Below are 26,884 nucleotides of genomic sequence, written 5' to 3'. Positions count from 1 at the left end.
GGGTTGTTGAAGCTGCCTTTATTCCAAGTGTTAGCAACCCGATTTTTAAAGACTTCATCGGATATGGTGGACGGGTCCTTACAAAGGTACTTGGAAATCTCACGAAAAGACTTGCTTTCATCTAGAGATTGTTCAATATAGCGACGGTCCTCGATTGTAAGATGTTTATGATTCCCTGGTATAAGTTTTGACATAGTGTTATCCTCCTTATGCCGCCGGTTTGGACAACTGATAGAACTATACCGCTAGAAGGAATCATATGCAAGAGTAAACCCTACTTATCCAAGACTAAGTCCTACATAGGATGAACAGGGTAGGATTTAGAAAAATAATTTACGATCCAGATGTTCTGTTAAAACCCGCTGGTATTTTCTGCATATTTATGCTATAATATGTCCCATTCAAATACGCCCCGGTGTTTTTGCGGCGGAGCATGCGTTCTGATGTGCGTGATGTTATGCGTCTGTATGCTTTGCCCGCCCGCAGGGGGCGGTTATTCCGGAGGGGAAACTTCTGGCAGGATATAATACTTAGCGATGAAGAGGTGCAGAGATGGAAGAAAATAAGATAAAAGAAAATAAGATAAAAGTGGCCCTGCTTGGACTGGGAACGGTTGGCACAGGCGTTTATAAACTCATACACAGAAGAGGGGATGTGATGGAGCGCACGATTGGTGCCGAACTTGAGATTTTCCGGATTCTGGTACATAGCCTGAAGAAAGAGCGTCCGGGTATTGATGCATCTCTTTTGACAGATAACTGGCAGGAGATTCTGGCTGATGATGAGATTCAGATTGTGATAGAGGTGATGGGAGGCATCGAACCAGCCCGTACCATGATACTGGATGCGCTTCATGCGGGAAAACACGTCGTTACGGCGAACAAGGACCTTGTGGCAGAGTATGGCAAGGAGCTGTTGGATGCGGCAGAAGCCGGAAAGTGTGATTTCCTCTTCGAGGCCGCTGTGGCAGGCGGAATTCCGATTATCCGCCCTCTGAAACAGTGTCTGGCCGGAAATGAGATTTCCGAAGTGATCGGAATTGTAAACGGTACAACAAACTATATTTTAACAAAGATGTTTGAAGATAATATGAGCTTTGAGGAAGCTCTGGCAAAGGCGACGGAGCTTGGGTATGCTGAGGCCGACCCGACTGCTGATGTTGAGGGACTGGATGCAGGGCGCAAGGTTGCGATCATGGCTTCCATTGCCTTTCATTCCAGAGTTGTTTTTAAGGATGTTTATACGGAGGGGATCACGAAGATTACTTCCAAAGATATCGCTTATGCGAAAGAGTTTGACAGTGTAATCAAGCTGCTTGGAGTGGCCCATAATACGGAAAATGGTATCGAAGTCGGTGTTTACCCGATGCTTTTGAATAAAGACCATCCGCTGGCGTCCGTGCGTGATTCTTTCAATGCGGTGTTTGTTCACGGCGATGCCGTGGATGACGCCATGTTCTACGGCAGGGGTGCCGGAGAGCTGCCGACTGCAAGTGCGGTGATGGGGGATATCATTGATGTGGCCAGGGATATTCAGTATCATTGTAACGGAAGAATCAGCTGTACCTGTTATAAAGAGCTTCCGATCAAAGATTTTGATGATGTGAAGAATAAGTTCTTCCTCAGGATGCAGGTGAAAAACCAGCCCGGCGTTCTGGCCTGCATTGCAAAGGTCTTTGGAGACCATAAGGTCAGCATCGCGCGGGTTGTGCAGAAACATGCGAAGGAAAATGAGGCGGAGCTGGTTATTGTAACTGATAAGGTAAAGGAATACCATTTAAAGGACGCTCTGGGGGAATTAAGAGGAATAGACAGTATTTTGGACATTAGCAGCCTGATACGCGAGTACTAGGGCACAGGATGCTGCCAGAGCGTAGTTTTGTCCGTGGAAGAGGTGTGAAGTTGACACACCTCTTTTATAATGGTATAACAGAATATAGCACGCTATATATATATAAAAGGTGTCGGTATCTGGTAAATTTCATGGAGAGGAGAAAAGCATGGAGCGAAGAAACCAGCCGATCGGTTTTACCATTAAGCAGATCAATAACGTATTTGAAAAAGATTTGAATGAAAAGCTGAAAACAATTGGAATTACAGCATCGCAGTGCGCGGTTCTGGATTACCTGTTCCACACGAACAAGGAAGAGGTAAGCCAGCGTGATGTGGAGCGCCATTTGAGCCTGAAGAATCCTACTGTGACAGGACTGCTAAAAAGGCTGGATGAAAAAGGATTTATCTTCTGCGTTCCAAATACAACAGATAAACGTAAAAAGAACATTTATCTGACAGAAAAAGCCTATGACATCCAGCGCAGGATGGAGGCGGACCGCAGGAAAATGGACAGAGAAATGACACGCGGAATGACAAAAAAGGAAATAGCAGCTTTAACAAGAGGTCTTGAAAAGATGCTGTATAATATAGCTGATCCATAAATTTTCAGAATTATCAGAAAACGGAGGGCAAAGGGGTCAGACCCCTTTGCGGAATTTACAGAAGGGAGACGAAATTATGAGTAATGCAGATCGTATTTTTATTGATATGTGCCGTGATATTATTGAGAATGGTACGAGTACTGAGGGGGAGAAGGTGCGCCCGGTATGGGAGGATGGGACGTCCGCTTATACGGTTAAGAAGTTCGGGGTGGTGAACCGTTATGATCTCTCGAAGGAGTTCCCGGCCCTGACGCTGCGGCGTACGGGGATTAAGAGCTGTGTGGATGAGATGCTCTGGATCTGGCAGAAGAAGTCGAATAATATCCATGACCTGAATAGTCATATATGGGACAGCTGGGCGGATGAAGATGGATCGATCGGAAAAGCCTATGGCTACCAGATGGGCGTGAAGCACGAGTACAGGGAAGGGATGATGGACCAGGTGGACAGGGTGATCTATGACCTGAAGAATAATCCGTACAGCCGCAGGATTATGACGAACATATATGTGCATCAGGACCTGCATGAGATGAATCTGTACCCGTGTGCATACAGCATGACGTTCAATGTGACAAAGGAAAAGGGCAGTGACAAGCTGACGCTGAACGGAATCCTGAACCAGCGTTCTCAGGATGTACTTGCGGCAAATAACTGGAATGTATGCCAGTACGCCGTACTTCTGCATATGCTGGCACAGGTATGTGATATGAAGGCCGGGGAATTTGTCCATGTGATTGCGGATGCACACATCTATGACCGCCATATCCCACTGATTGAGGAACTGATCTCGAGGGAGCCATATCCGGCGCCGAAGTTCTGGCTCAACCCGGATGTAAAGGATTTCTATAAGTTTACGAGGGAGGATGTGCGTCTGGATGATTATCAGACACATCCGCAGATTAAGAATATACCGATTGCGGTTTAATAAAGGGAGGAAAGAACAATGAATCTAATTGCAGCAGCTGATAAAAACTGGGGAATTGGCTATAAGAATAAGTTACTTGTAAGCATACCGTCTGATATGAAGTTTTTCCGTGAGACAACGACCGGGAAGGTGATTGTTATGGGCAGGAAGACACTGGAAAGCTTTCCGAACGGGATGCCGTTGAAGAACAGGACCAACATTGTACTGACATCCAACAAAGATTACCGTGTTAAAGATGCAATTATTGTGCATACTTTAGAGGAACTGCATAAGGAACTGGAAAAATATAATTCGGACGATATCTATGTGATAGGAGGGGAAAGCGTGTACCGCCAGCTTCTTCCTTACTGTGACACGGCATATATTACCAAGATCGACCATGCATTTCAGGCAGATACGTTTTTCCCTAATCTGGATGAAATGGAAAATTGGGAGATGACACAGGTGAGTGAGGAGCAGACATGCTTTGATCTGGAATATATGTTCACGAAATATGAAAACCGTCTGTAAAGAAGCGGGATATCTGACGATAGAAGGTAAGTGAATATTGAATGATGATATATAAATGGTTAAAATGCAGGAAGTTTTCTGACTGGGCGGAACGTGGAAAGGTATGCAGCCTGATCCTCATACTGGTTCTTTCGGCGGTCTTCCTGCAGGGGTGTGCAAAGGAGGAACAGGAAAATGGCTCTGCGCACATGGAAAAACTAAAAGTGGTTACGACCATCTTTCCGCAGTACGATTTTGTACGTCAGATTGCGGGGGACAAGGTTGATTTGAAGATGCTCCTGAAGCCGGGTGAGGAGAGTCATTCCTATGAACCGACGCCGAAAGATATCATTGATATCCAGAAATGTGACCTGTTTATCTACGTAGGCGGTGAGAATGATGAATGGGTCGAGGATATTCTGGACTCTGTGGACCGCGGACAGCTCAGGACACTGCGCCTGGTTGACTGTGTGGATACTGTAGAGGAAGAACACGTTGCAGGTATGAAGGAAGAACGCCATGAAGAGGAAGAAGAGGGGGCTTTTGACGAACATGTGTGGACATCTCCTAAGAATGCGGTAAAGATTGTGGAAAACATTACAGAAATTCTCTGTCAGGAAGATTCTGTGAATGAGGAAACGTACAGGCAGGCGGAAAAAACATATACGGAAAAATTAAGAAATCTTGACAGTGAATTCCGAAAGGTTGTGAAAGACGCGCTGGGACATACTGTACTGTTCGGGGACCGTTTCCCGTTCCGGTATTTTGCCGATGCATACGGGCTTGATTATTATGCGGCGTTTCCAGGCTGTGCGTCAGATACAGAGCCAAGTGCCGCAACAATGGCATATCTGATTAATAAAGTGAAGGAAGAGAAGATACCTGTTGTGTTAAAAATGGAACTGAGCAATGATAATATTGCGAAAGCAATTGCAGAAGCTACAGGAGCAGAGGTGAAAGTTTTTTACAGCTGCCACAATATCACAGCTGAACAGTTCCGTGCAGGTGAAACATATCTGAGTATGATGGAGAAGAATGTTGGGACATTAAAGGAGGCGCTGTCGGATGGCATTAATTAAATGTGAGGACCTGTCCATCGCCTATGAGGGACAGACCGTCGTACACGATTTATCTTTCGAGGTCGGACAGGCTGACTATCTTTGCATCGTGGGTGAAAATGGGTCCGGGAAAAGTACACTGGTTAAGAGCCTTCTGGGACTGAAGTCGCCTGTGAAAGGATGCATTACATTAGGAGACGGACTGAAACAGAATGAGATCGGTTATCTGCCGCAGCAAAATGATGTGCAAAAGGATTTTCCGGCGAGTGTTTATGAAGTCGTGCTGTCCGGGCGGCTCAACAGCAGGGGATTTCGCCCGTTTTACACGGCAGCCGATAAAGAAAAGGCGCGGGAGAACATGGAACTTTTGGGTATCCGTGATCTTGAAAAGCAGTGCTTCCGGGACCTTTCCGGCGGACAGAAGCAGAGGGTCCTCCTTGCAAGGGCGCTGTGCGCGACAAAAAAACTGCTGCTTCTGGATGAACCCGTAACCGGGCTGGACCCAATCGTGACACAGGAATTCTACCAGTTGATTAATGAAATCAATAAAAGATCAGGGATTGCCGTTGTTATGGTGTCCCATGATATAGAAAGTACGATGGAATATGCGAGCCATATCCTCCACCTTCAGGAGACGGCCCTGTTTTTCGGCCGTGCCGGGGAATATAAAAACAGTGAGGTCGGTAAAGCATTTTTGAAGGGCGGTGAGTATCATGGCTGAGAAACTGATCGAGATGTTTTCTTATCCCTTTATGGTCCGGGCAATTCTGGTCGGGTCACTGGTGTCTCTGTGTTCGGCACTTCTGGGGGTCAGCCTTGTATTGAAGCGTTATTCCATGATCGGGGACGGGCTTTCACATGTCGGGTTCGGTGCGCTCGCGATTGCTACTGCAATGAATGCGGCCCCGCTTGCTGTTGCCATACCGATTGTTATTCTGGCGGCTGTGCTGCTTCTTCGAATCAGCGGGAACAGCAAGATAAAAGGGGATGCAGCGATTGCGCTGATTTCTACAGGAGCGCTGGCCGTGGGGGTCATGGTGATTTCCATGACAACCGGGATGAATACGGATGTTTACAATTATATGTTCGGCAGTATACTCGCAATGAGCAGCGGGGATGTGGAGCTGAGTATCGCACTTTCAGCTGCCGTATTGATTCTGTATGTGATCTTTTATAACAAAATATTTGCAATTACTTTTGACGAGACATTTGCACAGGCGACCGGTGTAAAGGCGAATCTGTATAATACTCTGATCGCGGTTCTAACAGCAGTCACGATTGTGCTGGGAATGCGCATGATGGGGGCATTGCTGATTTCCAGCCTGATCATCTTCCCGGCCCTGACGTCCATGAGAGTGTGCAAGACATTTAAAAGTGTCATAATAAACTCTGCAATAGTATCGGTGATCTGTTTGTTTGTCGGGATATCTATTTCCTACCTGTGCGCGACTCCGGCAGGAGCGAGTGTCGTGATTGTAAACATGGGTGCCCTGCTTGTCTATACGATCGCCGGTGGGGTTAAGAGCGGTGCCCTGCGCAAAAAATAAACGTTACTGTGCACGCCCTGCGGGGATGCACAGCATCATTTGAACAGTAACCAGTAATCTGCTTAGGGAGGAAAACTCATGTTAGCTGCAGCTGCGGTCCTGATGGCCGGTTTCGGGCTGATTTACTTTTTCTGGAAGGAAAGCGGAAGCAGGAAGCCGCTTGTATTCAAGGCACTCGCCACATTTATGCCTGTGCTGCTTGCACTGTACCGTGCGGCGGTGACGGAGGAAGTTTCAGCCTGGTGGATTTTTGCAGGCGTGGTCTTTTATATGGCGGCCGATGTCCTACTGGAAATCTGGTTCCTCACAGGAGTGGCTTCCTTTGGTATCGGCCATATCTGTGTAATTACAGGATTTTTATACATGGGTGCGGCATCGTGGTATGTGGCCGGATGTTTTGTGATTCTTTACGGTATGATGTTTGTGGCCGTGAGGCGTTATTTAAAAGACCTTGAGAACCTGCTGGTTCCGGGGCTGGCCTATGCGGCCCTGCTCTGTGTGATGGCAGCAATGGCGGTGTCACTTGGCATACAGCATTTTGCTCTTCCTGCCGTGCTGACCGGGATCGGGGGCGTCTGCTTTGTTGTCTCGGACACGATCCTTGGATGGAGCCATTTGAGTGGAAAACGCCGGCGCGCATACAGCGCGGTCCTGCTTGTGCTGTACTATCTGGCGGTGTATCTTCTTGCAGCTGGGCAGTATTTTGTGGCATAGAAGTATTGTTTGTTACTGTTCATTTTGATAAAAGATAAGAAACATCAAGAATCCGGCATTGACAAAGTTAAATACACACATTATAATTAAAACTAACTTTTATGAAAACATAACTGGTGAAATGCTAAGACGGGGAGGAGTACATAATTCTCAGATGCCAAGAGAGAAGGCGGCAGGTGGAAGCCTTCGTGAAGGGATTATGGAAGTAGCCTCTGAGCAGTGGACCGAACAGGAAGAATCCTAAGTAGGCTCCAACGTAGTTCCTACGTTACAGGGAAGCAGTATCGGAAGAAGTTCCCGTACTGGCAGAGTGCAGAGAGAAGACTCTCTGAAGTTAGGTGGTAACACGGATTGCAGATTCGCCCTAAGCTAATTATAGCTTAGGGCTTTTTATTTCATAGGGAAGTACGTCCTATGAAATAAAAAGTCTTCCCGGCGGGATGCGCACTGCGGCGTAAGCTGTAGATGTCGCAGTGCGACCGCCGCAGGCGCGAGTTTCGCAAGCGAAACTCTATTTTAGCTTACAGGGGATTATTCAGGGCCTCTGGAAAAAAACCACTGGGGAAGTTAAAGGAGGTATATGTATGAGACAGATTTCAGGTAACAAATTGTTGGTGAAGGCATTGAAAGAGGAGGGAGTGGACACACTCTTCGGTTATCCGGGAGCTTGTACAATCGATATCAGTGATGAATTGTATAAGCAGAGTGATATCCGGGTGATCCTTCCGAGACATGAGCAGGCGCTTGTGCATGAGGCAGATGCTTACGCGAGGACGACGGGGAAAGTTGGCGTTTGTCTGGTAACGAGCGGACCGGGAGCGACAAACCTTGTGACAGGGCTCGCTACCGCGAACTATGACAGCGTTCCGCTTGTATGTTTTACCGGCCAGGTGGCAAGACATCTGATTGGAAACGATGCATTTCAGGAAGTAGATATTGTAGGGATTACAAGAAGCATTACAAAATATGGTGTGACAGTACGGAATAGAGAAGACCTCGGACGAATCATCAAAGAAGCCTTTTATATCGCAAGAACAGGCAAGCCGGGGCCTGTACTGATTGACCTGCCCAAAGATGTTATGTCAGAGCTGGGAAGCCCGGAATATCCGGCAGACGTGAATATCCGCGGCTATAAGCCGAACACAAGTGTTCATATCGGCCAGCTGAAAAAAGCGATCAAGATGCTGAATAAAGCAGAGCGCCCGCTGTTCCTTGCGGGCGGGGGAGTGAACATCGCACATGCCAACGATATTTTTACCGAGGTTGCGGAGAAGACAAATATACCGGTTATCACAACAGTAATGGGAAGAGGGGCCATCCCGACAAATCATCCTCTTTATATCGGAAATCTCGGTATGCACGGTGCATATGCGGCGAATATGGCTGTCAGCGAATGCGACCTTTTGTTTTCTATCGGCACCAGATTTAATGACAGGATCACAGGCAAACTGCATGCATTTGCCCCGAAGGCACAAATCGTACATATCGATATAGACACGGCGGCGATATCCAGAAACATCCATGTTGATATTCCAATCGTTGCCGATGCGAAAGAAGCAGTTTTAAAAATGCAGGAGTATGTTGAACCATGCGATACAGGGGAATGGCTGAAAGTAATTGATTCATGGCAGGAAGAACATCCCCTGACCATGAAAAAGCATGCACAGATGGGCCCGAGGGATATCATAGATGAACTGAACCGCCAGTTTGACGAGGCAATCGTAGTAACAGATGTAGGGCAGCACCAGATGTTTGCGGCGCAGTATGTGGAGATTACGGCTAAGAAAAAAATCATTATGTCCGGCGGTCTCGGTACAATGGGATACGGTTTCCCGGGAGCAATCGGGGCGAAACTGGGTAATCCGGATACACCGGTCATTGCAATCTCCGGCGACGGCGGAATGCAGATGAATATTCAGGAATTTGCAACGGCAGTACTGGAAGAACTTCCGATGGTGCTCTGTGTATTTAATAACACATATCTCGGCATGGTACGTCAGTGGCAGAAACTATTTTATGGCAAAAGATATGGAATGACAAATCTGCGTTCCGGAGCACTGTTCCGCAGGACAGAAGGACAGGAGATGCCGGAGTACACGCCGGATTTTGTAAAACTGGCAGAGAGCTACGGGGCAAAAGGCATCCGGGTAACGAAGAAAGAGGAAATTGCGGCTGCTTTTGAGGAAGCAAAGAAGAATACGAAAGTTCCGACTTTGATTGAATTTATCATTGACCCGGAAGAGATGGTATATCCGATGATCCAGCCGGGCGGTACGCTGGAAGAGATGATCATGGACTGCTAAACGTAAATGGCGGGGCAGGAAGGAAAAGCTGCTTTCTGCCCGCGAAAGGAGAGAAGAGTATGGATAATAACTTAAAAAAGAGATGGATTTCATTATATGTAGAGAACCAGGTGGGCGTGCTGTCTAAAATATCAGGACTGTTTTCCGGAAAGTCATATAACCTGGACAGTCTGACAGTAGGTACGACGGAAGATCCGACGATTTCAAGGATGACCATAGCAACGGTTAGTGACGATGAGACATTTGAACAGATTAAAAAGCAGCTGAACCGTCTGGTGGAAGTCATAAAGGTGATTGATTTTACTGATATATTTGTGAGGATGAAGGAAATCCTGTATGTCAAAGTCAGAAAGTGCACGCAGGAAGATAAAGTGGAGCTGTTCCAGATCGCCGAGACTTTCAAGGCAAGGGTCATAGATTATGGAAAAGACAGCCTTCTTCTTGAATTTGTGCAGACTGCAACGAAGAATGATGCGGTCATAAAGCTGATGAAAGAGGAGTTTAAGAATATAGAAGTGGTGCGTGGGGGAAGTGTGGGAATCGAATCAATCAGCATGATGGAGCGCTAGAGTGTGTTTGATAATTCATAAGGCTTGAAAAGGAATAAAAACAGAGCGCACTCTTGAATTTTGTAAATGAAAGTATTATAATTGGCACAAAGACAGTTTTGGACTGCGTGAAAGCAGAGGAATGGAGGAGATACGGATGGATAAGAAAAACATTGACTGGGAGAATCTGGGGTTTGGATACATCACAACAGACAAGAGATATGTTTCCAATTTTAAAGATGGTAAATGGGATGAAGGCGGTCTGACAGAAGACGCCAACATTACGATGAGTGAGTGTGCAGGTGTGCTCCAGTACGCACAGACGATTTTTGAAGGGTTAAAGGCATATACGACAGAGGGCGGACGTATCGTCACATTCCGTCCGGACCTGAATGCCCAGCGTATGGTTGATTCTGCAAAGAGACTCGAGATGCCGTCTTTCCCGGCTGACCGTTTTGTGGAGGCTGTGGAGCAGGTTGTCAGAGCCAATGCAGCCTATGTGCCGCCATGTGGATCAGGAGCGACTTTATATATTAGGCCATATATGTTTGGAATCAATCCGGTCATTGGAGTAAAACCGGCAGATGAGTACCAGTTCCGTGTATTTGCAACACCGGTGGGCCCGTACTTCAAGGGCGGTGTAAAACCTCTGACTCTTTGCGTATCAGATTTCGACAGGGCAGCGCCGAGAGGAACAGGACATATCAAGGCGGGCCTTAACTATGCAATGAGCCTTCATGCTATCGTAACAGCACATGCCAATGGATTTGATGAGAATATGTACCTTGATTCTGCAACGAGAACAAAAGTAGAAGAGACGGGCGGGGCGAACTTTATCTTTATAACAAAGGATAATAAAGTTGTAACACCTCATTCTGACACGATCCTTCCTTCCATTACAAGACGTTCCCTGCTTTATGTGGCAGAACACTATCTGGGACTGGAAGTGGAAGAGAGAGACGTATATCTGGAAGAGGTGAAGGATTTTGCCGAATGCGGATTGTGTGGAACGGCTGCTGTCATCTCACCGGTCGGCAAGATTGTAGACCACGGTAAGGAAATCTGCCTGCCAAGCGGCATGGAAAAGATGGGACCGACGATCCAGAAGCTGTACGATACCCTGACCGGAATCCAGATGGGGCATATCGAGGCACCTGAGGGATGGATCAGAGTAATTGAATAGAAAATATCGAAAATAAAATTGGCTGGTGCAAAGGAATGAAAAATTCTTTTGCGCCAGCCGTTTTTTCCTGCCGGAAAGTGTATTGGTTCATAAAGCAAATACATGTGTCGCAATGTTAAAGTATACAAGTATAGAACAAGTATCTACCATCGTAGTAATCAGTGGTGCTGCCATAATGGCCGGGTCCAGATTTACCTTTTTTGCAAGGAGCGGCAGCATGCAGCCGATCAGTTTTGATATAACGATTGTCACAGAAAGGGACAATCCAATGACCAGTGCCAGTGACACATCGTGGTACATAATCAGGATACGCACTCCGTTAGCCAGCGCCAGTACGACTCCGACTATAATCGAGACGCGGAATTCCTTAAACATGACGCGGAAAATATCCCGGAACTGGATTTCGTTCAGCGCGATACCGCGGATAATCAGTGTTGAACTCTGGGAACCGCAGTTACCGCCGGTGTCCATCAGCATGGGGATAAATGATACAAGCAGGGGAATCGCGGCGAACGCATCCTCGTACTTCGTGATGATGGTTCCTGTGAGTGTCGCGGAGAACATCAGGACAAGCAGCCATGCAATACGGTGTTTTGCGTGGCTGAACACGGATGTCTCAAAGTAACTCTGCTCACTCGGGCTCATAGCGGCCATCTTTGTGATATCTTCAGTTGCCTCTTCTACCATAACGTCCATTGCATCGTCGAAGGTAACGATTCCGACCATCAATCCCTCTGCATCCAGAACGGGAATTGCCAGCAGGTCATACTTTCTGAAAAGCTGTGCAACTTCTTCCTTATCTGTATGCGTGCTGACGGAAATGATCTCTGTTTCCATCAGGTCGCTGATCACGGCATTGTCATCGGAGGTCATCAGTTCTTTTGCAGTGACGATTCCGATCAGTTTTCTTTTATCTGTTACATAACAGGTGTAAATGGTTTCCTTGTGGATCCCGGTCCTTTTAATATGGGCCATCGATTCCTCAACAGTCATGGACTGTCTCAGACCCACGTATTCTGTTGTCATGATACTTCCCGCGCTGTCGTCCGGGTAATTCAAGAGAAGGTTGATCATATTTCTCTCTGACTGGCTGACCGTATCCAGAATACGGGTAACCAGATTTGCCGGGAGTTCCTCCAGCAGGTCCACGGTATCATCCATATATAAATCGTCCAGCAGCTCCCGCAGTTCCTTTTCTGTAAACATTTCCACAAGATAAGTCTGCATGGAATTATTCATGTTAGCGAAAACTTCCGCTGCCTTATCTTTGGAAATCAGGCGGAATGCGAGTGCCAGCTCTTTGTCATCTAATTCTGAAAGAAGGGAGGCTATGTCCACTTCGTTCATGACATCCAAAATACTCCTCACAGCCTTGAACTGGTGCTGGATAAGGAGTTCTACAAAAATATTTTTGTCCATCATTATTACATCTCCAATCTGTATTCAATTCTATTAGTTTCTGCGAATGATAACTGGCGCCAGCGTCCATAACCTCACCACCTTTCTACTGATTAAAAAAAGAGTTAAAAAAGCTCCGTCACTGCCTGAACAATGACGGAGCTAAATATGCACTCCAAAAAAATTACTCACCGTTCAAGCTTTAGCATCACAGGGCATATCAATTGCATTAGGTTATGCCTTCACGACATAGCCTGCTAACCAGCTTGTTGTGTCTCCACAATCTCGCGGCAGCAATCTTAAGGAAAATCCCAATCCCTGTGGTAGCCTCACCTACCGAAATGATTCTATTCGTACTCATTGTAGAGCAAAGAACGGGATGTGTCAAGAAAAAAATGGGGGACACTCTATTGTGCATCATCTCTCTGGTGTGATAGCCCAAACGTTTTTGAACATTAGAACTGATCTGGCAGAATTGATCTGAGAGTTTCAAGCATTTACAAATTCATATTTGATACGATATAATTGTTGATAAGCATACCGCGGTGATTGGAATGTCGCCTGATTATTACTATTGCTGCATAATACCGTACCAGAGGGAGGAAAAATTGTGTATAGCATTTTGATTGCAGATGATGAAAAAAAGGAAAGGGAAGGTATAATTACCTTATTGAAACGTTATGGGTTCGATTTAGCTATCACCCAGGCAGCTAATGGGGAAGAGGCGCTGAAAGAGTTTCAAAAAAAGAAGTTTGATATTCTTCTGACTGATATCAAAATGCCCTTTATGGATGGAATCCAGCTGATAAAGGAGGTCCAGAAACGTGGATGGAACCCGGTCTGTATTATTTACAGTGCATATGGAGAGTTTGAATATGCCCAGAATGCGATTTCATTAGGAGTTCTGGAATATCTTCTCAAACCCATACGCCTTGATGCATTTGAGGAACTGTTCCATAAGGTGATTGATTTATGTAAGGGAAAAGAAGAAGCAGAAAAGGAAAGGGAGAGAAGCAGGCAGGCTTATGAAGAAGTGGCCGCCTATAAGCTGAGCTGGAACCTCCTGGGCTATCTGGAGAGTGAAGATACAGAAATAAGGGACAGGGTTCCTTTTATGGAGGAAACAGAACATGAATTTGATTTCTCCCAAAACATAGGAATTCCAGTTTTACTTTCCTGTTACTCTAATCTTTTTTCTATCGAGTGGGAGGCATATCAGAATGAGATAGAGAAACAGCTTGGCGGCAGGATGCTTATTATCAATAAAGCGGACAATCAGATTTTGGTGATACTGATTAAGGAGAGGCAGGACAGTCGGATAAAGGAACTTAAGAAGAAATGCGAGATGTTGATTGAACAGTCAAAGCGGAAGTTCCAGACAGATATATTTATTGTACTCGGAAGTGGTGCGGATAGTCTGAAACAATTAAAAAGGGAATATGAGGATATGAAGGATCTGTTAGATTATCAATTCTTCGTTTCAGACAGCATGCTTCTCGTGCATGATGAATCTTATTTTGCAAAAAAGGAAAAAGATATGCTGTCTCTGTATTTTGAACGTATTATTAACTGTGCTAAGATGTCGGATTATAAGGGCATTAAAAAAGAGATGGTAAAAGTCTTTTCTTATATTGAAAAACAAAATGGCTTCAGTTCAATTTATGTAAAATATACATTTTCAGATGCTATTAAGAAAATCAACGACCTCACTAAATCGGAGATAGACTTATTGGAATATATTGAGCGGATATATGAAGCCCGCTCGTTTGAAGAGGTCAGCCTTATCGTATATGATGCTTTGGATGATATGGCAGAAAACAGGCGGAGTGATGTAAAAGAAAACAGGCTGATCCATATGGCAAAAGATATGATTTATGAGAGATATGGGGACTCTTCTTTGAGCTTATCGACGATTGCAGAGGAGTTAAACGTATCTTCAGCATATCTGAGCAGCTTATTTAAAATCCAGACAGGTGAGAATCTTGTGAAGTTTATTACGAAGTACCGTGTGGAAAAATCAAAAGAGCTTCTGACGCAGAGCAATATCAGAGTAGGCGATATTGCCAGGGCGGTAGGTTATATCAGTGGTTCATACTATATTTCTATCTTTCGGAACCACGAAGGGTGCAGTCCGATACAATACAGGGAGAAGATGAATGAGAACAGCTAAGTGGAGGGCACGTTTTGACAGAATGCATTTTTTAAATAAAGTGCGGCTCATATACAGCCTGATTATTATGGTACCTATTTTGCTTCTTGAGTGTTTCGTTTGGTTTACTTCCAGTAATTTTATAAGGGAGCAGCAGATGCTGGAGGTACGTGATAGTATTGAACGTAATTTTCAGGACATCCAAAATCAGATGGAGCAGTGCGAAAGGTCACTGCTCTATCTATCAAGTAACACGATAATGAAAGAATTTCTTATAACTGAGGACAACGAGTATATGAAGCGGCTGGAGCTATCGGAAAACGTAGGCCCTCTGGTGTATAACAGCCTGCTTTCGACCCGGGGGTTTTCTAAAATACAGATTTTTTCTGAAAAGCATTTTGGTGTTTCCTATGATTTATTTAAAAATGATAGCGAAGTGAAGGACGCTGACTGGTATAAGAAGACAGAAGAAACGGGGAAAACCTTATGGTGGTATGGTGGTGAACAGTTTTTTATCACAAGATGTATCAAGGACCCTGTTACGGAGAAGGAGTTAGGAATTATCCGTATTGACTTGAGACGGGAGGTATTAGAAGACAGTTTTGGAATGTTTCTGGATATGCCTTTGGAAATCAGCCTGCTGAAAGAGGGGGAAGAATTTTATCACTACACAGGAACAGGAGAGATTCAAGAAGCAGGATATGAAAAAGTAATGGATATGGAGACTTCGGGGTGGCAGATACGCTATACAGTAGGCAGGGAATATTTTTCTGCCATGCTGCATCCAAGAATCATCATCTCGCTTTTTATTACCATGTGTCTGCTTGCCTGTGCGTGGATGCTTGTTAATCATAGTACAAAATATTTGCTGAACAGACTTTATCGGATCATTGAAGAGGTCAAAAAAGTAAAGGATAATAATTTTGAAATAGAGGTGGATGAGTCATCCGGGGATGAGATTGGCGAACTTGCGGAAAGCATTAACCGTATGCTGAAAAAGATCAGAATGTTGATTGATGAGGTATATAAATCAGAACTGGATAAGAAAAATCTGGAACTAGATCTTTTGCAATCTAAAATTAACCCTCATTTTCTTTATAATAATCTATCTGCCATTAACTGGATTGCCATAGAGAACGGGGAGGACAGAATCTATCAGATTACAACCCAGATGGCCACATTCTACCGCACAGCATTGAACCGGGGGGTGAATGTGGACCGGCTTGAAGTAGAGGCAGAGAATATTAAGGCATATCTTAACCTGCAGCTTTATGCACATGATGATTCTTTTGAAGTAGAGTATCATATAGAGGAAAAAGTTTTGGATATCAGGATCCCTATTTTTATTATGCAGCCGCTCGTTGAAAATGCCATAGAACATGGAATTGATACGCTGCGGGAAGAGAAAGGGAAGATCAGCATCCGTATTTTCCAGGATGATGACTGGCTGGTGATTTCTATATGGGATAATGGAAAGGTACTCTATAGGGAGATTGGCACTACTGTCATGGACAGAGATAGTTTTGGGTATGGAGTGAGGAACGTAGATAAGCGTATCCGTCTGCAGTGCGGGGAGTCCAGCGGAGTGGAAATACGGGCTGATGAATCAGGCACGACTTCACTAATTCGTTTGAAGAAGAATGCCATGATAATATGATGACATATAAAAAAATCATAAAAAGTTGATAATCAGTTAAAAAATTTATTATTTTTTTCAATAAGTGCCGCATCTATAATAAATGTAAAGCAAGAGACATCTGTCCAAACTCAAATAAGATATAGTTCAGCCGCGAAGGAACAGATGAAGTAAATTAATGAAATGAAAGGGGATTGCTATGAAAAGGAAAAAGGCACTATGTGTTCTGCTTACGGCAGGTATGATTGCAGCTATGGCTGCAGGATGCGGAGGAAATGGAGAAGATAAGGCGGAAAGTAAAGGCAAAGATTCTGGTAATAAGACAGTCACTATTATGGGCTGGTACGATGAGGATGATATGGAGGGTGTGATTCAGGCGGTGAATGGACAGCTCGGCGGGGATTATACGTTGGAGTATACATATGTATCACTGTCAGATTACAACAATGTTTTAGGAACCCAGCTTGCCTCTGGAGAAGGACCGGATATTGTGCTGGATGGTGCAGAATTTCCAGCCAGGATTACTGCAGGTAATGTGGAAGAAATTTCTGGTGAAGAGTATGTAAAGGAATTTAGCGAAGCTGGTTTTTCTCTTGCAAGCAAAGATGGGAAGATTTATGGAATACCTACGTATGGCTGGTTTTCAGGAATATGGTATAACAAGGACATTCTGAAGGAATGTCAGGTAGAACTTCCAAAGACATTTGATGAATTTGTTTCTGCATGTGAGAAAATCCAGGCGGCAGGGAAGCAGCCTATGGGATTCGGTCTTGCAGACGGGGACACAGCGCAGGCATCGCTTCAGGGATATCTGGAGAACTCTTACTATCATAATAATAGTGATAATGCGGATGGAATCGAGTTTGACGGGAAGTTTGCATCAGGCGAAGAAACTTTGGACGGCAATATTAATGAAAGTGTAAAGAAATGGTACACGTTAATTGAGAAAAAAATAATCACACCGGAAATGCTTGGGATTTCTAACCAGGATGCCTTAAACAGTTTTAAGGCCGGAGATGTGGCATTTTTCAATGGCGGTCCGTGGCAGTATAACGAAATCAAGGAGACTGGGATTCAGTTTGGCCTGATGCCGCAGCTGAGCGAAAGCGGAGAGAATGTATTCACAGGAGGCGGACCGGCAGCAAGTCTGGGTATTAATGTAAACGCAGCTAATAAAGAAGGTGCGCAGAAAGCGATGGAGGCATTTGCATCAGTTGAAGTGCAGAAGGCATTTGTTGAAGCGAATCCAGGTTCCCCGAGTTACAGAAATGGAGTGGAATCTGAAATGCCTGAGGAGTATGCAGATATAGCAGAATGTGTTAATTCGGGAAATATTGCATGCAATTGGGACAGGTGGTCAGTGAATATGCCGGCCCAGACAATGATTGATGAATCCATTGCCCAGATTCAGGGTTTGGTTTCTGGGGATCTGACCCCGGATGAGTATGTAAAAGCAATGGATGCTAAAGCAAACGCTATACGGTATGAGAAATAAAATGAGCATGAGGTATGAGCCATAGGCCGTGCCTCATGCCCATTTTTTTATCTTACAGAAAGTACGCCTATAAGATAAAAAGCCCTCCCGGCGGGATGTGCACTGCGGCGTACGAGGCAGATGCGCAAAGCGACCGCCGCAGGAATATAAAAAATTTAATAGTGAGCTAAATTTTTTATTATTTAACCTCAGTTTTCCAAAGCCTATAATGATATTAACCCCAAATACTACAGGAAAGATATCTGAAAGGAAGGAAATATGAGAAGAGCATACAAAGTAAAAAACGGTGCGCCATATGTAATTATGGTCCTGCCGGCCCTTGTGATTTTTGTTACATTTTTTATTCTCCCGCTGATTTATACTGCTAAATACAGCTTTTACAATTGGACGAATTTTTCGCGGGAGATCACATTTAACGGATTGGAAAATTATAAAGCAATTTTTCAGGATTCAATATTGGAGAAAGGGATAACGAATACGCTGATTTTTGCGTTTGTAACGGTTACGGTACAAAGTCTGATATCACTGCCGGTATCTGTTTTCTTAAATTCAAAATTAAAAGGCAGGAATGTATACCGCGCCATTTTTTTTGCACCGGCAGTGCTGAGTACACTGGTCGTAGGATATCTTTGGAAATATCTGATGTCCTCAAGTGACTACGGGTTCATCAATAATCTTCTTATGGGGATGGGATTAGAGAAGGTGAATTTTCTGGGTGATGCAAAAATAGCATTATTTGCGATTATCACGATTTCAGTGTGGCAGTGGTTTGGATGGTCTATGGTTATATATCTGGGAAGCCTGCAAAGTATAAGCGGAGAACTGTATGAAGCGGCATCGGTAGACGGTGCAAATGGCTTTCAGCAGTTCTGGCATATTACAATACCAGGGCTGGCACCTGCGATAAAGATAAATTTTGTGACAAGCACAATATCGGGACTGAAAGTTTTCGATCTGGTTTTATCAACGACAAATGGAGGGCCTGCGCATAAGACGGAAACAATCCTTACACTGATGTTCTCAAAGTTCTCTGAGGGAAACTATGGATATGCATCTGCATTTGGTATTGTGTTCCTTATTGTGAGCATGATTGTGGCAGCAGTAATGCTTGGAATATTTAAGAAATGGGAGGATAGGTTAGGGTAATGAAAAAGAAAACTTTACTTACGGATATTTTAAAACATCTGTTTCTGCTGATTTTGGCACTTATTGTTTTGACACCGATTTATTATTTGATTGTCACTACGTTTAAGTCAGGTACAGAGGCTGCGCTTCATCCGATGTCACTGCCGTCTTCTTTCGATTTCGGCAGATATGTACAGGCATTTCATGACATGCAGTATCCCAGGGCATTTAAAAATACTCTTCTGATCACGGTGGGTGCGGTTGTAGGAATCATAGGGGCAAGTTCTATGTGTGGTTATGTACTCAATCGGAAGGGAAAGAAAAAAATCACACAATTCATTTTTCTCTTAATTCTGTCAGGTATGATGTTTCCTTACCAGATGTCAATTATGGGACTTTATAAATTAATCAGAGGGCTGGGGTTAATGAATTCCCTGTTGGGGGTAATACTCATAGACATTGCAATTAATATCCCGTTTGCAACGTTCCTCATGAAAAATTTTATATCTACTGTGCCTATTGAACTGGAAGAAGCGGCAAAAATTGACGGCGCCGGGGTATTCCGAACCTTTGCCACGATTACGTTTCCTTTGCTCAAGCCGGTTGTAGCCACGATTGCAATATTGAATACATTAAATGTCTGGAATGATTTTATGGGACCGCTGTATTTTCTGCAGACAAGAGAAAATGATGTCATACTGCAGGAGGTTTACCGGAATATAGGGCAATTCTCAACGGATTGGACCAGCCTGTTTCCAATGATGGTACTGGGTGTGCTGCCTCTGCTGATTTTTTACCTGTTTATGCAGAGATATATCATTAGCGGTGTTATGGCAGGTTCAGTCAAAGGGTAAATGTGTCCAGCTAAGAAACTTAGTAGAAGATAGGCGGGATTTTTTTAATATTTGATTTATAGAAAGGGAACAACAAGGTGATGATTGAGACAGGGAACAAAGAGTGGAATAAAAGCTTTGTTATAGAGGAAAATCAGGAGGGATACATGACATCCCTAAGCCATAATGAAGATAAAGACCAGATGAACTGGATTGAGGGCAAACGGCTTTGGGGAGAAGTTGTTTGTCCGGCAGCAATACATGTTGAAATAAAAAGAGAATTTACAAAGGATGGGAATCTCAGAGAGAGCTTTCAATTCACAAACAATACTTCTTTTCCTGTATTTCTTGAAAAAACAGATTTGGGAATCTATACAACTTTTAATGATAATTATCAGGAAGCCTCGGAATGTCTGGAAAAGCGGTGCCATACCCATATATTTTGTGGTGAGGAGGCATCGTATGTCATGGCCCTTAGGATGTCCGGGCGGGGACCACATCTTGGGATGAAGTTCCTAAAAGGAAGTGTTCTGTCTTATAGCGTGGAAAGGAACCTTGAACAGAGAAGCAATGACAGAGGGGATTTTATTCTTCATCCCCATATAGCAAAATTGGAACCAGAAGCTGGGATAGAGATTCAAAGAGAGTTATTCTGGTTTGAAACAAAAGAGGAATTTTATGAAGAACTTCTCCGCACACAAGGCTTTCCTGTTGTGTTTCCAGATCAGTGTACATATTTTAAGGGTGAATCAATGCGGTTTAAAATTGCTATCCGTGATACTGGTAAAAAGGAAGCAGTCCGGCTGCAGTATAATGGGATGAACATACCATACAGGGCAGAAGTAAAGGATGGGATTCGGTGGATATCAGCATACCTTCTGGCGGACAGAGAAGGTGAATACAGAATTGATATTCAGGCAGAAGGGAAAAAAACATTCCTATGTTTATATTGTTGTGCGGTGTTGGACAAAATGGCAGAGCGGCGTTGTCGTTTTCTTGCCCTAAAGCAACAGATGCATGATGTTTCCAGCCATCTGGATGGTGCATATCTGATCTATGACAGGGAGGAAGACAGTATATACTATAGCCATCAGGACGACCACAACGGCGGCAGGGAACGGTTAGCGATGGGAAGCATTATGGCTTTCTGGCAGCGTCTTCATCCTGATGGAGAACTCAAAAAGAGTTTAGAAAAATATGAAAGATATGTATACCGGGAACTATATGATCGTGAGAAAGGGACTGTATATAATGATATCTGCCATAATTTGGAGTGGAATAGGCTATATAACTATCCGTGGATGGCACAGTTCCAACTTGAACTTTATAAGTTGAAGGGGGAGGGTGAGTACCTTATGGATGCATATAAGGTTATGGAACAGTATTATATGCAGGGAGGAATCAGCTTCTATGGGATTGGTATTCCGGTAACAGAGCTGTATAAAGAGCTGGAAGGGGCAGGAATGGGAAGTGAAGCTGGGAGAATCCTCAGTTTTGCAGAGCGTCATGCAGATAATGTGCTGCAAAATGGTGTGCACTATCCGGAATCTGAAGTGGCATATGAACAGAGTATTGTAGCTCCGGCGGTGAGTATTCTGCTGCAGGGGTATGAAATAACCCGGAATACAGCATATTTAGATGAGGCAAAGAGACAGCTTAAAGTACTCTCACTTTTTAATGGCAGACAGCCGGATTACCATCTTTTTGAAAATGCAATCCGGCATTGGGATGGATTTTGGTTTGGAAAATACAGGCGCTATGGAGATACGTTTCCGCATTATTGGAGCGTACTGACAGGAGTAGAATATATCAGGTATGAGATTCTGACCGGTGACAGCAGATACAGGAAAAGGGCGGCTGCGTCCATTAGAGGATGCCTGAATTTGTTTTTTCCAGATGGATTTGCTTCTTCAGCAATGGTATTTCCTGAAAAGATCAATGGTGAAGCGGGACATTATTATGACCCCTGGGCGAATGATCAGGACTGGGCACTTTATTATGCTTTGAAATACCGATCATTTCTGGAAGATATCAGTTTTGATCTGGAAAAGTAAAAGCCAGAGCAGTAACAAAGTAGGACCGTCGCATTATGTGATATACTCAATATGAGCATATCATATTTAGTGCGGCAGTCCTTTTAATTTTTTACAGGCATTGCACGAATTAGTACGTTGTTTTATCTATGCAGGATGTGATATACTGAATAAGCCGTGGAAAGAGGTGTGGTGAAGAATGGAAAATACGAATGAATCCAGTGCATACAGCAGTTTTGCCGCTGTTTATGATACGTTTATGGACAACGTGCCATATGATGAATGGGGTGACTATCTGTATGGACTGTTGAAAGAATATGGCATATGTGACGGACTTGTGCTGGACTTGGGGTGCGGTACGGGGACGATGACGGAATATCTTGCCGGTCGCGGATATGATATGATCGGGGTGGACAATTCTGAGGACATGCTCGAGATTGCGATGGAAAAAAGAGTGGAATCCGGGCATGATATTCTGTATCTTGAGCAGGATATGCGTGAATTTGAATTGTACGGGACTGTGCGTGCGATTGTGAGCATCTGCGATTCGCTGAATTATATAACAGAACCTGAGGAACTAAAGCAGGTTTTTCGCTGGGCGGATAATTATCTTGATCCAGACGGGGTTTTTATTTTTGATTTTAACACAGAATATAAATACAGAGAGATCCTTGGGGACCAGACAATCGCGGAAAGCAGGGAAGAATGCAGTTTTATCTGGGACAACTATTATTATGAAGAGGAGCGCATCAATGAGTATGAACTGAGCCTGTTTATCCGGGATGAGGAGCTGTCAAAAGGCGGCAGTGAGATTTACCGGCGTTATCAGGAAACTCATTATCAGAGAAGCTATACACTGGAAGAGATGAAAGAACTGCTGTTAGCAGCAGGCCTGCGTTTTCTGGCTGCATATGATGCATTTACCAGAGAAGCACCATCTGAAACAAGTGAAAGAATCTATATTATTGCAGGAAAAGGAGAAGAATAATGGCAGACTATATTGTAAGGTCAACCGCTGCGAATACACAGATCCGTGCATTTGCAGCATCGACGACGGAGCTGGTGGAGCAGGCAAGGCGGCACCATAATACAAGCCCGGTAGCGACGGCGGCATTGGGACGTCTTTTGACAGGCGGTGTGATGATGGGAAGCATGATGAAAAACCCGACTGATGTACTGACACTTCAGGTGCAGTGCGGCGGACCGATCGGGGGGCTGACGGTCACTGCTGACAGTCAGGGAAGTGTCAAGGGATATGTGAATAATCCCGATGTGATGCTTCCTGCAAAGAACGGCAAGCTGGATGTGGGAGGCGCGCTGGGGCCAGGATTTTTGAATGTTATTAAAGACATGGGATTAAAGGAGCCTTACTCCGGACAGACGATCCTCCAGACAGGGGAAATCGCAGAAGACCTGACTTATTATTTTGCAACATCCGAGCAGGTCCCGTCTTCGGTAGGACTCGGTGTACTGATGGAAAAGGATAATACGGTGAGATGTGCGGGCGGATTTATCGTTCAGGTCATGCCGTTTATAGAGGATGAGGTACTGGACAGGCTGGAGAAAAATATCCAGAATATCCAGTCTGTGACGGCAATGCTCGACAACGGGCATACTCCGGAGGAGATGCTTGAACAGGTGCTGGAAGGGCTGAATGTTGAGGTTGTGGATACACTGCCTGCACAGTTTTCCTGTAATTGTTCAAAGGAACGGATTGAAAAGGCGATCATCAGTATTGGGAAGAAGGATATCCAGTCTATGATTGATGACGGCGAGGACATTGAAGTGAAATGTCATTTTTGCAATACTGCCTACAATTATACAGTGGATGAGCTGAAAGAACTTTTGAAAAAGAGCAGATAGAGGTTATTGAACCAGGAGGTAGGAAATGAATCAGGGATTTGTAAAAGCAGCGGCAGCGACACCGGATATCCGGGTAGCGGATGTCAAATATAATACGGAGAAAATCTGTGAGGCAATCGAAGCAGCCGCAGGGGAGAAGGCGAAGATCGTGGTGTTCCCGGAATTGTGTGTCACAGGGTACACATGCGGGGATTTGTTTACGCAGGATGTGCTGCTGCGCGATGCAAGGGCCGCTCTTCTGAAAATAGCGGATTTCACAGCGGATAAGGATATTCTGGCGTTTGTCGGGGTTCCGCTCTCTGTTGACGGTGAACTCTATAATGTGGCGGCGGCGCTGAACCGCGGGGAGATTCTGGGACTGACGACAAAGACATTCCTGCCAAATTATGCGGAATTCTATGAGATGCGCCAGTTCACGCCCGGCCCGGAAAAGGCCCGTGAGATTTTATTTGAAGGAAAACGGGTCCCGTTCGGTCCCCAGATTTTGTTTCAGGCATCTTCAATGGAAGAACTGATCGTTTCCGCTGAAATCTGTGAGGATGTCTGGTCACCGATTCCGCCGAGTATTCAGGCGGCGATGGAAGGGGCAACTGTGATTGTCAACTGTTCCGCGAGCGACGAAACGATCGGAAAAGACAGGTACCGCCGTGAGCTGATTGCGGGACAGTCTGCGCGGCTCATTGCAGGATATGTATATGCCAACGCAGGGGAAGGCGAATCTACAACTGACCTTGTTTTCGGCGGGCATAACCTGATTACGGAAAACGGCGCTGTACTGAGTGAGGCAAAGCGTTTCCGAAACGATATTATTTACTCCGAAATTGATATATATCGTCTGCTAGGCGAAAGGCGCAAAAATACGACATTTAAAACGTCAGAGGATAGAAAGTTAATCCGCGTTCCGTTTTATATTGAGCGGGAAAAAACTGTGCTGACAAGACATTTCCCAAAGCAGCCGTTCGTTCCGGCAAATGAGGAAGAGAGAGCAAGGAGGTGTGAGGAAATCCTGACGATTCAGGCAATGGGACTGAAGAAGAGGATTGCCCATACCCACGCCAAGAGTGCGGTAGTCGGTATTTCAGGGGGGCTGGATTCTACGCTTGCGCTGATTGTGACGGCGCGTGCGTTCGAAATGCTTGGACGTGACAAGAAAGACATTACTGCCGTTACGATGCCATGTTTCGGGACAACAGACAGGACCTATCAGAACGCGTGCAAAATGGCGGTACAGCTCGGGGCAGAACTCATGGAGGTGCGGATTGCAGATGCGGTCAGCGTACATTTCAGAGACATCGGGCATGACCCTGGGGACCATAGTGTGACCTATGAAAATTCTCAGGCAAGAGAAAGGACACAGGTATTAATGGATATTGCAAATGAGAGGGGCGGTATGGTCATTGGTACGGGCGATATGTCTGAGCTTGCTTTGGGATGGGCGACTTACAATGGAGACCATATGTCCATGTACGGAGTCAATGCATCGGTTCCGAAGACGCTTGTGCGGCATCTTGTAAAGTATGCGGCCGATGTGACGCCGGACGAGCAGCTGAAAGCAGTGCTCTATGATGTGCTGGATACCCCGGTCAGCCCCGAACTTCTACCCCCTAAGGACGGCAATATTGCACAGAAGACGGAGGATTTGGTGGGACCTTATGAGCTTCATGACTTCTTCCTTTACTACATGGTACGATTCGGCTATGAGCCGAGTAAGATATTCAGACTGGCGGAGGAGACCTTTGTGGGCAGCTATGATAAGGCAACCATATTAAAGTGGCTGGAGATCTTCTGCAGAAGATTTTTCTCACAGCAGTTCAAGCGTTCCTGCCTGCCTGACGGCCCGAAAGTAGGTACGGTTGCACTCTCACCGAGGGGGGACTGGAGAATGCCAAGTGACGCGTGTGCGGCAGTCTGGCTGAATGATCTGGAGCAAATAGCACTGGCAGATTGAAAATAGAAGGAGACTTATCTTATGAAGCTGATCAGAACGGAAGAAGCGGAAGGCTGCGTGCTGTGTCATGACATCACGCAGATCATCCGCGGTGTGACAAAAGATGCGGTATTCAGAAAAGGACATGTCGTAACGAAGGAAGATATCCCGGTCCTGCTTTCTGTGGGAAAAGAAAATCTTTATGTATGGGAAAAGCAGGAAGGGATGCTCCACGAAAACGACGCGGCGGAGGTACTGCGCCAGGTGTGTCAGGGCGATTATATGGAACCTTCCGAGGCAAAAGAAGGGAAGATTGACCTGAAGGCTGCCTGCGACGGGCTGCTGAAGGTAGACCGGGAAAAATTAAATATGCTCAATGCAATGGGCCAGATCGTGATTGCCTCCCGCCACGGGAATTTTGCGGTTAAGAAGGGCGATAAAATCGCAGGTATGCGGGTTGTTCCTCTGGTCATCGAAGAAGAAAAGATGAACCGGGTGAAAGAATCCTGCGGTGAAACACCGGTATTCCAGATCCTGCCTTTCAAGAAGATGAAGGCGGGAATTGTAACAACCGGAAGTGAAGTATATCACGGACGGATTCAGGACAGTTTTACACCGGTCGTGGTTGAAAAACTGGAAGAATGCGGCGTGGAGGTGCTTGGGAATACTGTATGTAATGATGACTCGGATATGGTGACAGGAGCGATTAAAAACTGGCTGGAACAGGACGTGGATATGGTAGTCTGTACAGGTGGGATGAGCGTTGACCCGGATGACAGGACGCCTCTTTCCATACGCAATGCAGCCGACGAAGTGATTACATATGGCGCACCGGTCCTGCCGGGGGCGATGTTCATGCTGGCATACGCGGGAGAAGTCCCTGTGATGGGACTGCCGGGCTGTGTCATGTACGCAAGACGGACGATATTCGATCTGGTCCTGCCAAGAATCGTGGCAGGAGAACGTCTGGGGATCGGGGACTTTACCGTACTGGGACAGGGCGGTCTGTGCCTGAACTGCGAGACCTGTACATATCCCAACTGTGGGTTTGGGAAAGGCTAAGCGACGTCTGGAAGAAAGGAAGAGGATATACTATATAGTCAAAATATTAAAATTTACGAATGCCGTGGATGGTTCCACGGCATATTTTGACGTGAGGCTTGTGTATACTGAAACGAGTTTCATTTTTTTAGTATTTTGAAAGATATATATTACCCTTTGAAG

23 protein-coding genes, 1 riboswitch and 1 other annotated feature are annotated in these 26,884 nt (G+C 45.1%); of the genes, 21 read left to right on the top strand and 2 right to left on the bottom strand.

The genetic code is table 11. The features are described from left to right. Positions 1–194, bottom strand: a 194-nt coding sequence (locus A8806_RS03865) for a helix-turn-helix domain-containing protein (protein ID WP_146203253.1), incomplete at its 3' end; no start/stop codon positions are given. 358 nt (positions 195–552) lie between these two features. On the opposite strand from A8806_RS03865, the gene A8806_RS03860 reads away from it, so the two are divergent. From A8806_RS03860 to A8806_RS03810, 11 genes are all read left to right on the top strand, one after another. After that, complete coding sequence (locus tag A8806_RS03860) at positions 553–1,851, top strand: homoserine dehydrogenase (RefSeq protein ID WP_109729811.1); 1,299 nt, start codon at positions 553–555, stop codon at positions 1,849–1,851. Between the two features lie 148 nt (positions 1,852–1,999). Then, positions 2,000–2,434: a MarR family winged helix-turn-helix transcriptional regulator gene (locus tag A8806_RS03855; protein ID WP_109729810.1), complete on the top strand. Its 435-nt coding sequence runs from the start codon at positions 2,000–2,002 to the stop codon at positions 2,432–2,434. Positions 2,435–2,510: 76 nt separating this feature from the next. Beyond that, positions 2,511–3,359, top strand: coding sequence for a thymidylate synthase (thyA, locus tag A8806_RS03850; RefSeq protein ID WP_109729809.1), 849 nt, complete (start codon positions 2,511–2,513; stop codon positions 3,357–3,359). Between the two features lie 18 nt (positions 3,360–3,377). Then, positions 3,378–3,869, top strand: coding sequence for a dihydrofolate reductase (locus A8806_RS03845; protein ID WP_109729808.1), 492 nt, complete (start codon positions 3,378–3,380; stop codon positions 3,867–3,869). A gap of 44 nt (positions 3,870–3,913) precedes the next feature. Next, positions 3,914–4,927: a metal ABC transporter substrate-binding protein gene (locus A8806_RS03840; protein WP_109729869.1), complete on the top strand. Its 1,014-nt coding sequence runs from the start codon at positions 3,914–3,916 to the stop codon at positions 4,925–4,927. Continuing rightward, positions 4,914–5,627 carry a metal ABC transporter ATP-binding protein gene (locus A8806_RS03835; RefSeq protein WP_109729807.1) on the top strand — a complete coding sequence of 238 codons (714 nt, stop codon included), beginning with the start codon at positions 4,914–4,916 and terminating at the stop codon, positions 5,625–5,627. The genes A8806_RS03840 and A8806_RS03835 overlap by 14 nt, the downstream gene beginning before the upstream one ends. After that, a complete protein-coding gene (locus A8806_RS03830; protein WP_109729806.1) occupies positions 5,620–6,453 on the top strand; it encodes a metal ABC transporter permease in 834 nt (277 codons plus the stop codon). Before A8806_RS03835 ends, A8806_RS03830 begins: the two co-directional genes overlap by 8 nt. 78 nt (positions 6,454–6,531) lie before the next feature. Beyond that, positions 6,532–7,167: a lysoplasmalogenase gene (locus A8806_RS03825; protein ID WP_109729805.1), complete on the top strand. Its 636-nt coding sequence runs from the start codon at positions 6,532–6,534 to the stop codon at positions 7,165–7,167. Positions 7,168–7,284: 117 nt separating this feature from the next. After that, positions 7,285–7,537: a binding site (T-box leader), on the top strand. 214 nt (positions 7,538–7,751) lie between these two features. Beyond that, the gene (ilvB, locus tag A8806_RS03820; RefSeq protein WP_109729804.1) at positions 7,752–9,470 is read left to right on the top strand and encodes a biosynthetic-type acetolactate synthase large subunit; all 1,719 of its coding nucleotides are present in this window, start codon (positions 7,752–7,754) and stop codon (positions 9,468–9,470) included. A 59-nt stretch (positions 9,471–9,529) separates the two neighbouring features. Then, positions 9,530–10,039: an acetolactate synthase small subunit gene (gene ilvN, locus A8806_RS03815; RefSeq protein ID WP_109729803.1), complete on the top strand. Its 510-nt coding sequence runs from the start codon at positions 9,530–9,532 to the stop codon at positions 10,037–10,039. A 136-nt stretch (positions 10,040–10,175) separates the two neighbouring features. Next, positions 10,176–11,201 carry a branched-chain amino acid aminotransferase gene (locus A8806_RS03810; RefSeq protein ID WP_109729802.1) on the top strand — a complete coding sequence of 342 codons (1,026 nt, stop codon included), beginning with the start codon at positions 10,176–10,178 and terminating at the stop codon, positions 11,199–11,201. 87 nt (positions 11,202–11,288) lie between these two features. On the opposite strand, the gene mgtE is transcribed toward A8806_RS03810, so the two are convergent. Continuing rightward, a complete protein-coding gene (gene mgtE / locus A8806_RS03805; RefSeq protein WP_109729868.1) occupies positions 11,289–12,620 on the bottom strand; it encodes a magnesium transporter in 1,332 nt (443 codons plus the stop codon). A gap of 157 nt (positions 12,621–12,777) precedes the next feature. Continuing rightward, a riboswitch (M-box (ykoK) riboswitch) is annotated at positions 12,778–12,947 on the bottom strand. Positions 12,948–13,209: 262 nt separating this feature from the next. On the opposite strand from mgtE, the gene A8806_RS03800 reads away from it, so the two are divergent. The 10 genes from A8806_RS03800 to A8806_RS03755 all read left to right on the top strand — a co-directional run bounded on the left by A8806_RS03800 (position 13,210) and on the right by A8806_RS03755 (position 26,722). Then, positions 13,210–14,769 (top strand): response regulator transcription factor, encoded by a 1,560-nt coding sequence (locus tag A8806_RS03800; RefSeq protein WP_181368567.1) that lies wholly within the window; start codon positions 13,210–13,212, stop codon positions 14,767–14,769. After that, on the top strand, positions 14,756–16,405 hold the full coding sequence (locus A8806_RS03795) for a sensor histidine kinase (RefSeq protein WP_109729800.1): 1,650 nt from the start codon (positions 14,756–14,758) through the stop codon (positions 16,403–16,405). The genes A8806_RS03800 and A8806_RS03795 overlap by 14 nt, the downstream gene beginning before the upstream one ends. Positions 16,406–16,583: 178 nt before the next feature. After that, positions 16,584–17,879 carry an ABC transporter substrate-binding protein gene (locus tag A8806_RS03790; RefSeq protein WP_109729799.1) on the top strand — a complete coding sequence of 432 codons (1,296 nt, stop codon included), beginning with the start codon at positions 16,584–16,586 and terminating at the stop codon, positions 17,877–17,879. Positions 17,880–18,137: 258 nt separating this feature from the next. Then, positions 18,138–19,025: a carbohydrate ABC transporter permease gene (locus A8806_RS03785; RefSeq protein ID WP_109729798.1), complete on the top strand. Its 888-nt coding sequence runs from the start codon at positions 18,138–18,140 to the stop codon at positions 19,023–19,025. Next, complete coding sequence (locus tag A8806_RS03780; RefSeq protein ID WP_109729797.1) at positions 19,025–19,858, top strand: carbohydrate ABC transporter permease; 834 nt, start codon at positions 19,025–19,027, stop codon at positions 19,856–19,858. Before A8806_RS03785 ends, A8806_RS03780 begins: the two co-directional genes overlap by 1 nt. 77 nt (positions 19,859–19,935) lie before the next feature. Next, positions 19,936–21,891, top strand: a complete 1,956-nt coding sequence (locus tag A8806_RS03775; protein ID WP_181368566.1) for a six-hairpin glycosidase — start codon at positions 19,936–19,938, stop codon at positions 21,889–21,891. Positions 21,892–22,069: 178 nt separating this feature from the next. Continuing rightward, on the top strand, positions 22,070–22,858 hold the full coding sequence (locus A8806_RS03770) for a class I SAM-dependent DNA methyltransferase (protein ID WP_109729795.1): 789 nt from the start codon (positions 22,070–22,072) through the stop codon (positions 22,856–22,858). Then, a complete protein-coding gene (gene hslO, locus A8806_RS03765; protein ID WP_109729794.1) occupies positions 22,858–23,733 on the top strand; it encodes an Hsp33 family molecular chaperone HslO in 876 nt (291 codons plus the stop codon). Before A8806_RS03770 ends, hslO begins: the two co-directional genes overlap by 1 nt. 25 nt (positions 23,734–23,758) lie before the next feature. Then, positions 23,759–25,681 (top strand): NAD(+) synthase, encoded by a 1,923-nt coding sequence (locus A8806_RS03760; RefSeq protein ID WP_109729793.1) that lies wholly within the window; start codon positions 23,759–23,761, stop codon positions 25,679–25,681. A gap of 21 nt (positions 25,682–25,702) precedes the next feature. After that, positions 25,703–26,722 (top strand): molybdopterin-binding protein, encoded by a 1,020-nt coding sequence (locus tag A8806_RS03755; protein ID WP_109729792.1) that lies wholly within the window; start codon positions 25,703–25,705, stop codon positions 26,720–26,722. Positions 26,723–26,884: the final 162 nt, after the last annotated feature.

Source organism: Faecalicatena orotica (assembly GCF_003149245.1).
GTDB classification, from domain to species: domain Bacteria; phylum Bacillota; class Clostridia; order Lachnospirales; family Lachnospiraceae; genus Faecalicatena_A; species Faecalicatena_A orotica.
This window is presented reverse-complemented; position numbering and strand designations above follow the sequence as displayed.

Excerpts from the sequence above, each read along its gene's own strand:
- A8806_RS03860 (WP_109729811.1), top strand. The coding sequence starts at position 553 with ATGGAAGAAAATAAGATAAAAGAAAATAAGATAAAAGTGGCCCTGCTT.
- A8806_RS03855 (WP_109729810.1), top strand. The coding sequence starts at position 2,000 with ATGGAGCGAAGAAACCAGCCGATCGGTTTTACCATTAAGCAGATCAAT.
- thyA (WP_109729809.1), top strand. The coding sequence starts at position 2,511 with ATGAGTAATGCAGATCGTATTTTTATTGATATGTGCCGTGATATTATT.
- A8806_RS03845 (WP_109729808.1), top strand. The coding sequence starts at position 3,378 with ATGAATCTAATTGCAGCAGCTGATAAAAACTGGGGAATTGGCTATAAG.
- A8806_RS03840 (WP_109729869.1), top strand. The coding sequence starts at position 3,914 with ATGATATATAAATGGTTAAAATGCAGGAAGTTTTCTGACTGGGCGGAA.
- A8806_RS03835 (WP_109729807.1), top strand. The coding sequence starts at position 4,914 with ATGGCATTAATTAAATGTGAGGACCTGTCCATCGCCTATGAGGGACAG.
- A8806_RS03830 (WP_109729806.1), top strand. The coding sequence starts at position 5,620 with ATGGCTGAGAAACTGATCGAGATGTTTTCTTATCCCTTTATGGTCCGG.
- A8806_RS03825 (WP_109729805.1), top strand. The coding sequence starts at position 6,532 with ATGTTAGCTGCAGCTGCGGTCCTGATGGCCGGTTTCGGGCTGATTTAC.
- ilvB (WP_109729804.1), top strand. The coding sequence starts at position 7,752 with ATGAGACAGATTTCAGGTAACAAATTGTTGGTGAAGGCATTGAAAGAG.
- ilvN (WP_109729803.1), top strand. The coding sequence starts at position 9,530 with ATGGATAATAACTTAAAAAAGAGATGGATTTCATTATATGTAGAGAAC.
- A8806_RS03810 (WP_109729802.1), top strand. The coding sequence starts at position 10,176 with ATGGATAAGAAAAACATTGACTGGGAGAATCTGGGGTTTGGATACATC.
- mgtE (WP_109729868.1), bottom strand. The coding sequence starts at position 12,620 with ATGGACAAAAATATTTTTGTAGAACTCCTTATCCAGCACCAGTTCAAG.
- A8806_RS03795 (WP_109729800.1), top strand. The coding sequence starts at position 14,756 with ATGAGAACAGCTAAGTGGAGGGCACGTTTTGACAGAATGCATTTTTTA.
- A8806_RS03790 (WP_109729799.1), top strand. The coding sequence starts at position 16,584 with ATGAAAAGGAAAAAGGCACTATGTGTTCTGCTTACGGCAGGTATGATT.
- A8806_RS03785 (WP_109729798.1), top strand. The coding sequence starts at position 18,138 with ATGAGAAGAGCATACAAAGTAAAAAACGGTGCGCCATATGTAATTATG.
- A8806_RS03780 (WP_109729797.1), top strand. The coding sequence starts at position 19,025 with ATGAAAAAGAAAACTTTACTTACGGATATTTTAAAACATCTGTTTCTG.
- A8806_RS03770 (WP_109729795.1), top strand. The coding sequence starts at position 22,070 with ATGGAAAATACGAATGAATCCAGTGCATACAGCAGTTTTGCCGCTGTT.
- hslO (WP_109729794.1), top strand. The coding sequence starts at position 22,858 with ATGGCAGACTATATTGTAAGGTCAACCGCTGCGAATACACAGATCCGT.
- A8806_RS03760 (WP_109729793.1), top strand. The coding sequence starts at position 23,759 with ATGAATCAGGGATTTGTAAAAGCAGCGGCAGCGACACCGGATATCCGG.
- A8806_RS03755 (WP_109729792.1), top strand. The coding sequence starts at position 25,703 with ATGAAGCTGATCAGAACGGAAGAAGCGGAAGGCTGCGTGCTGTGTCAT.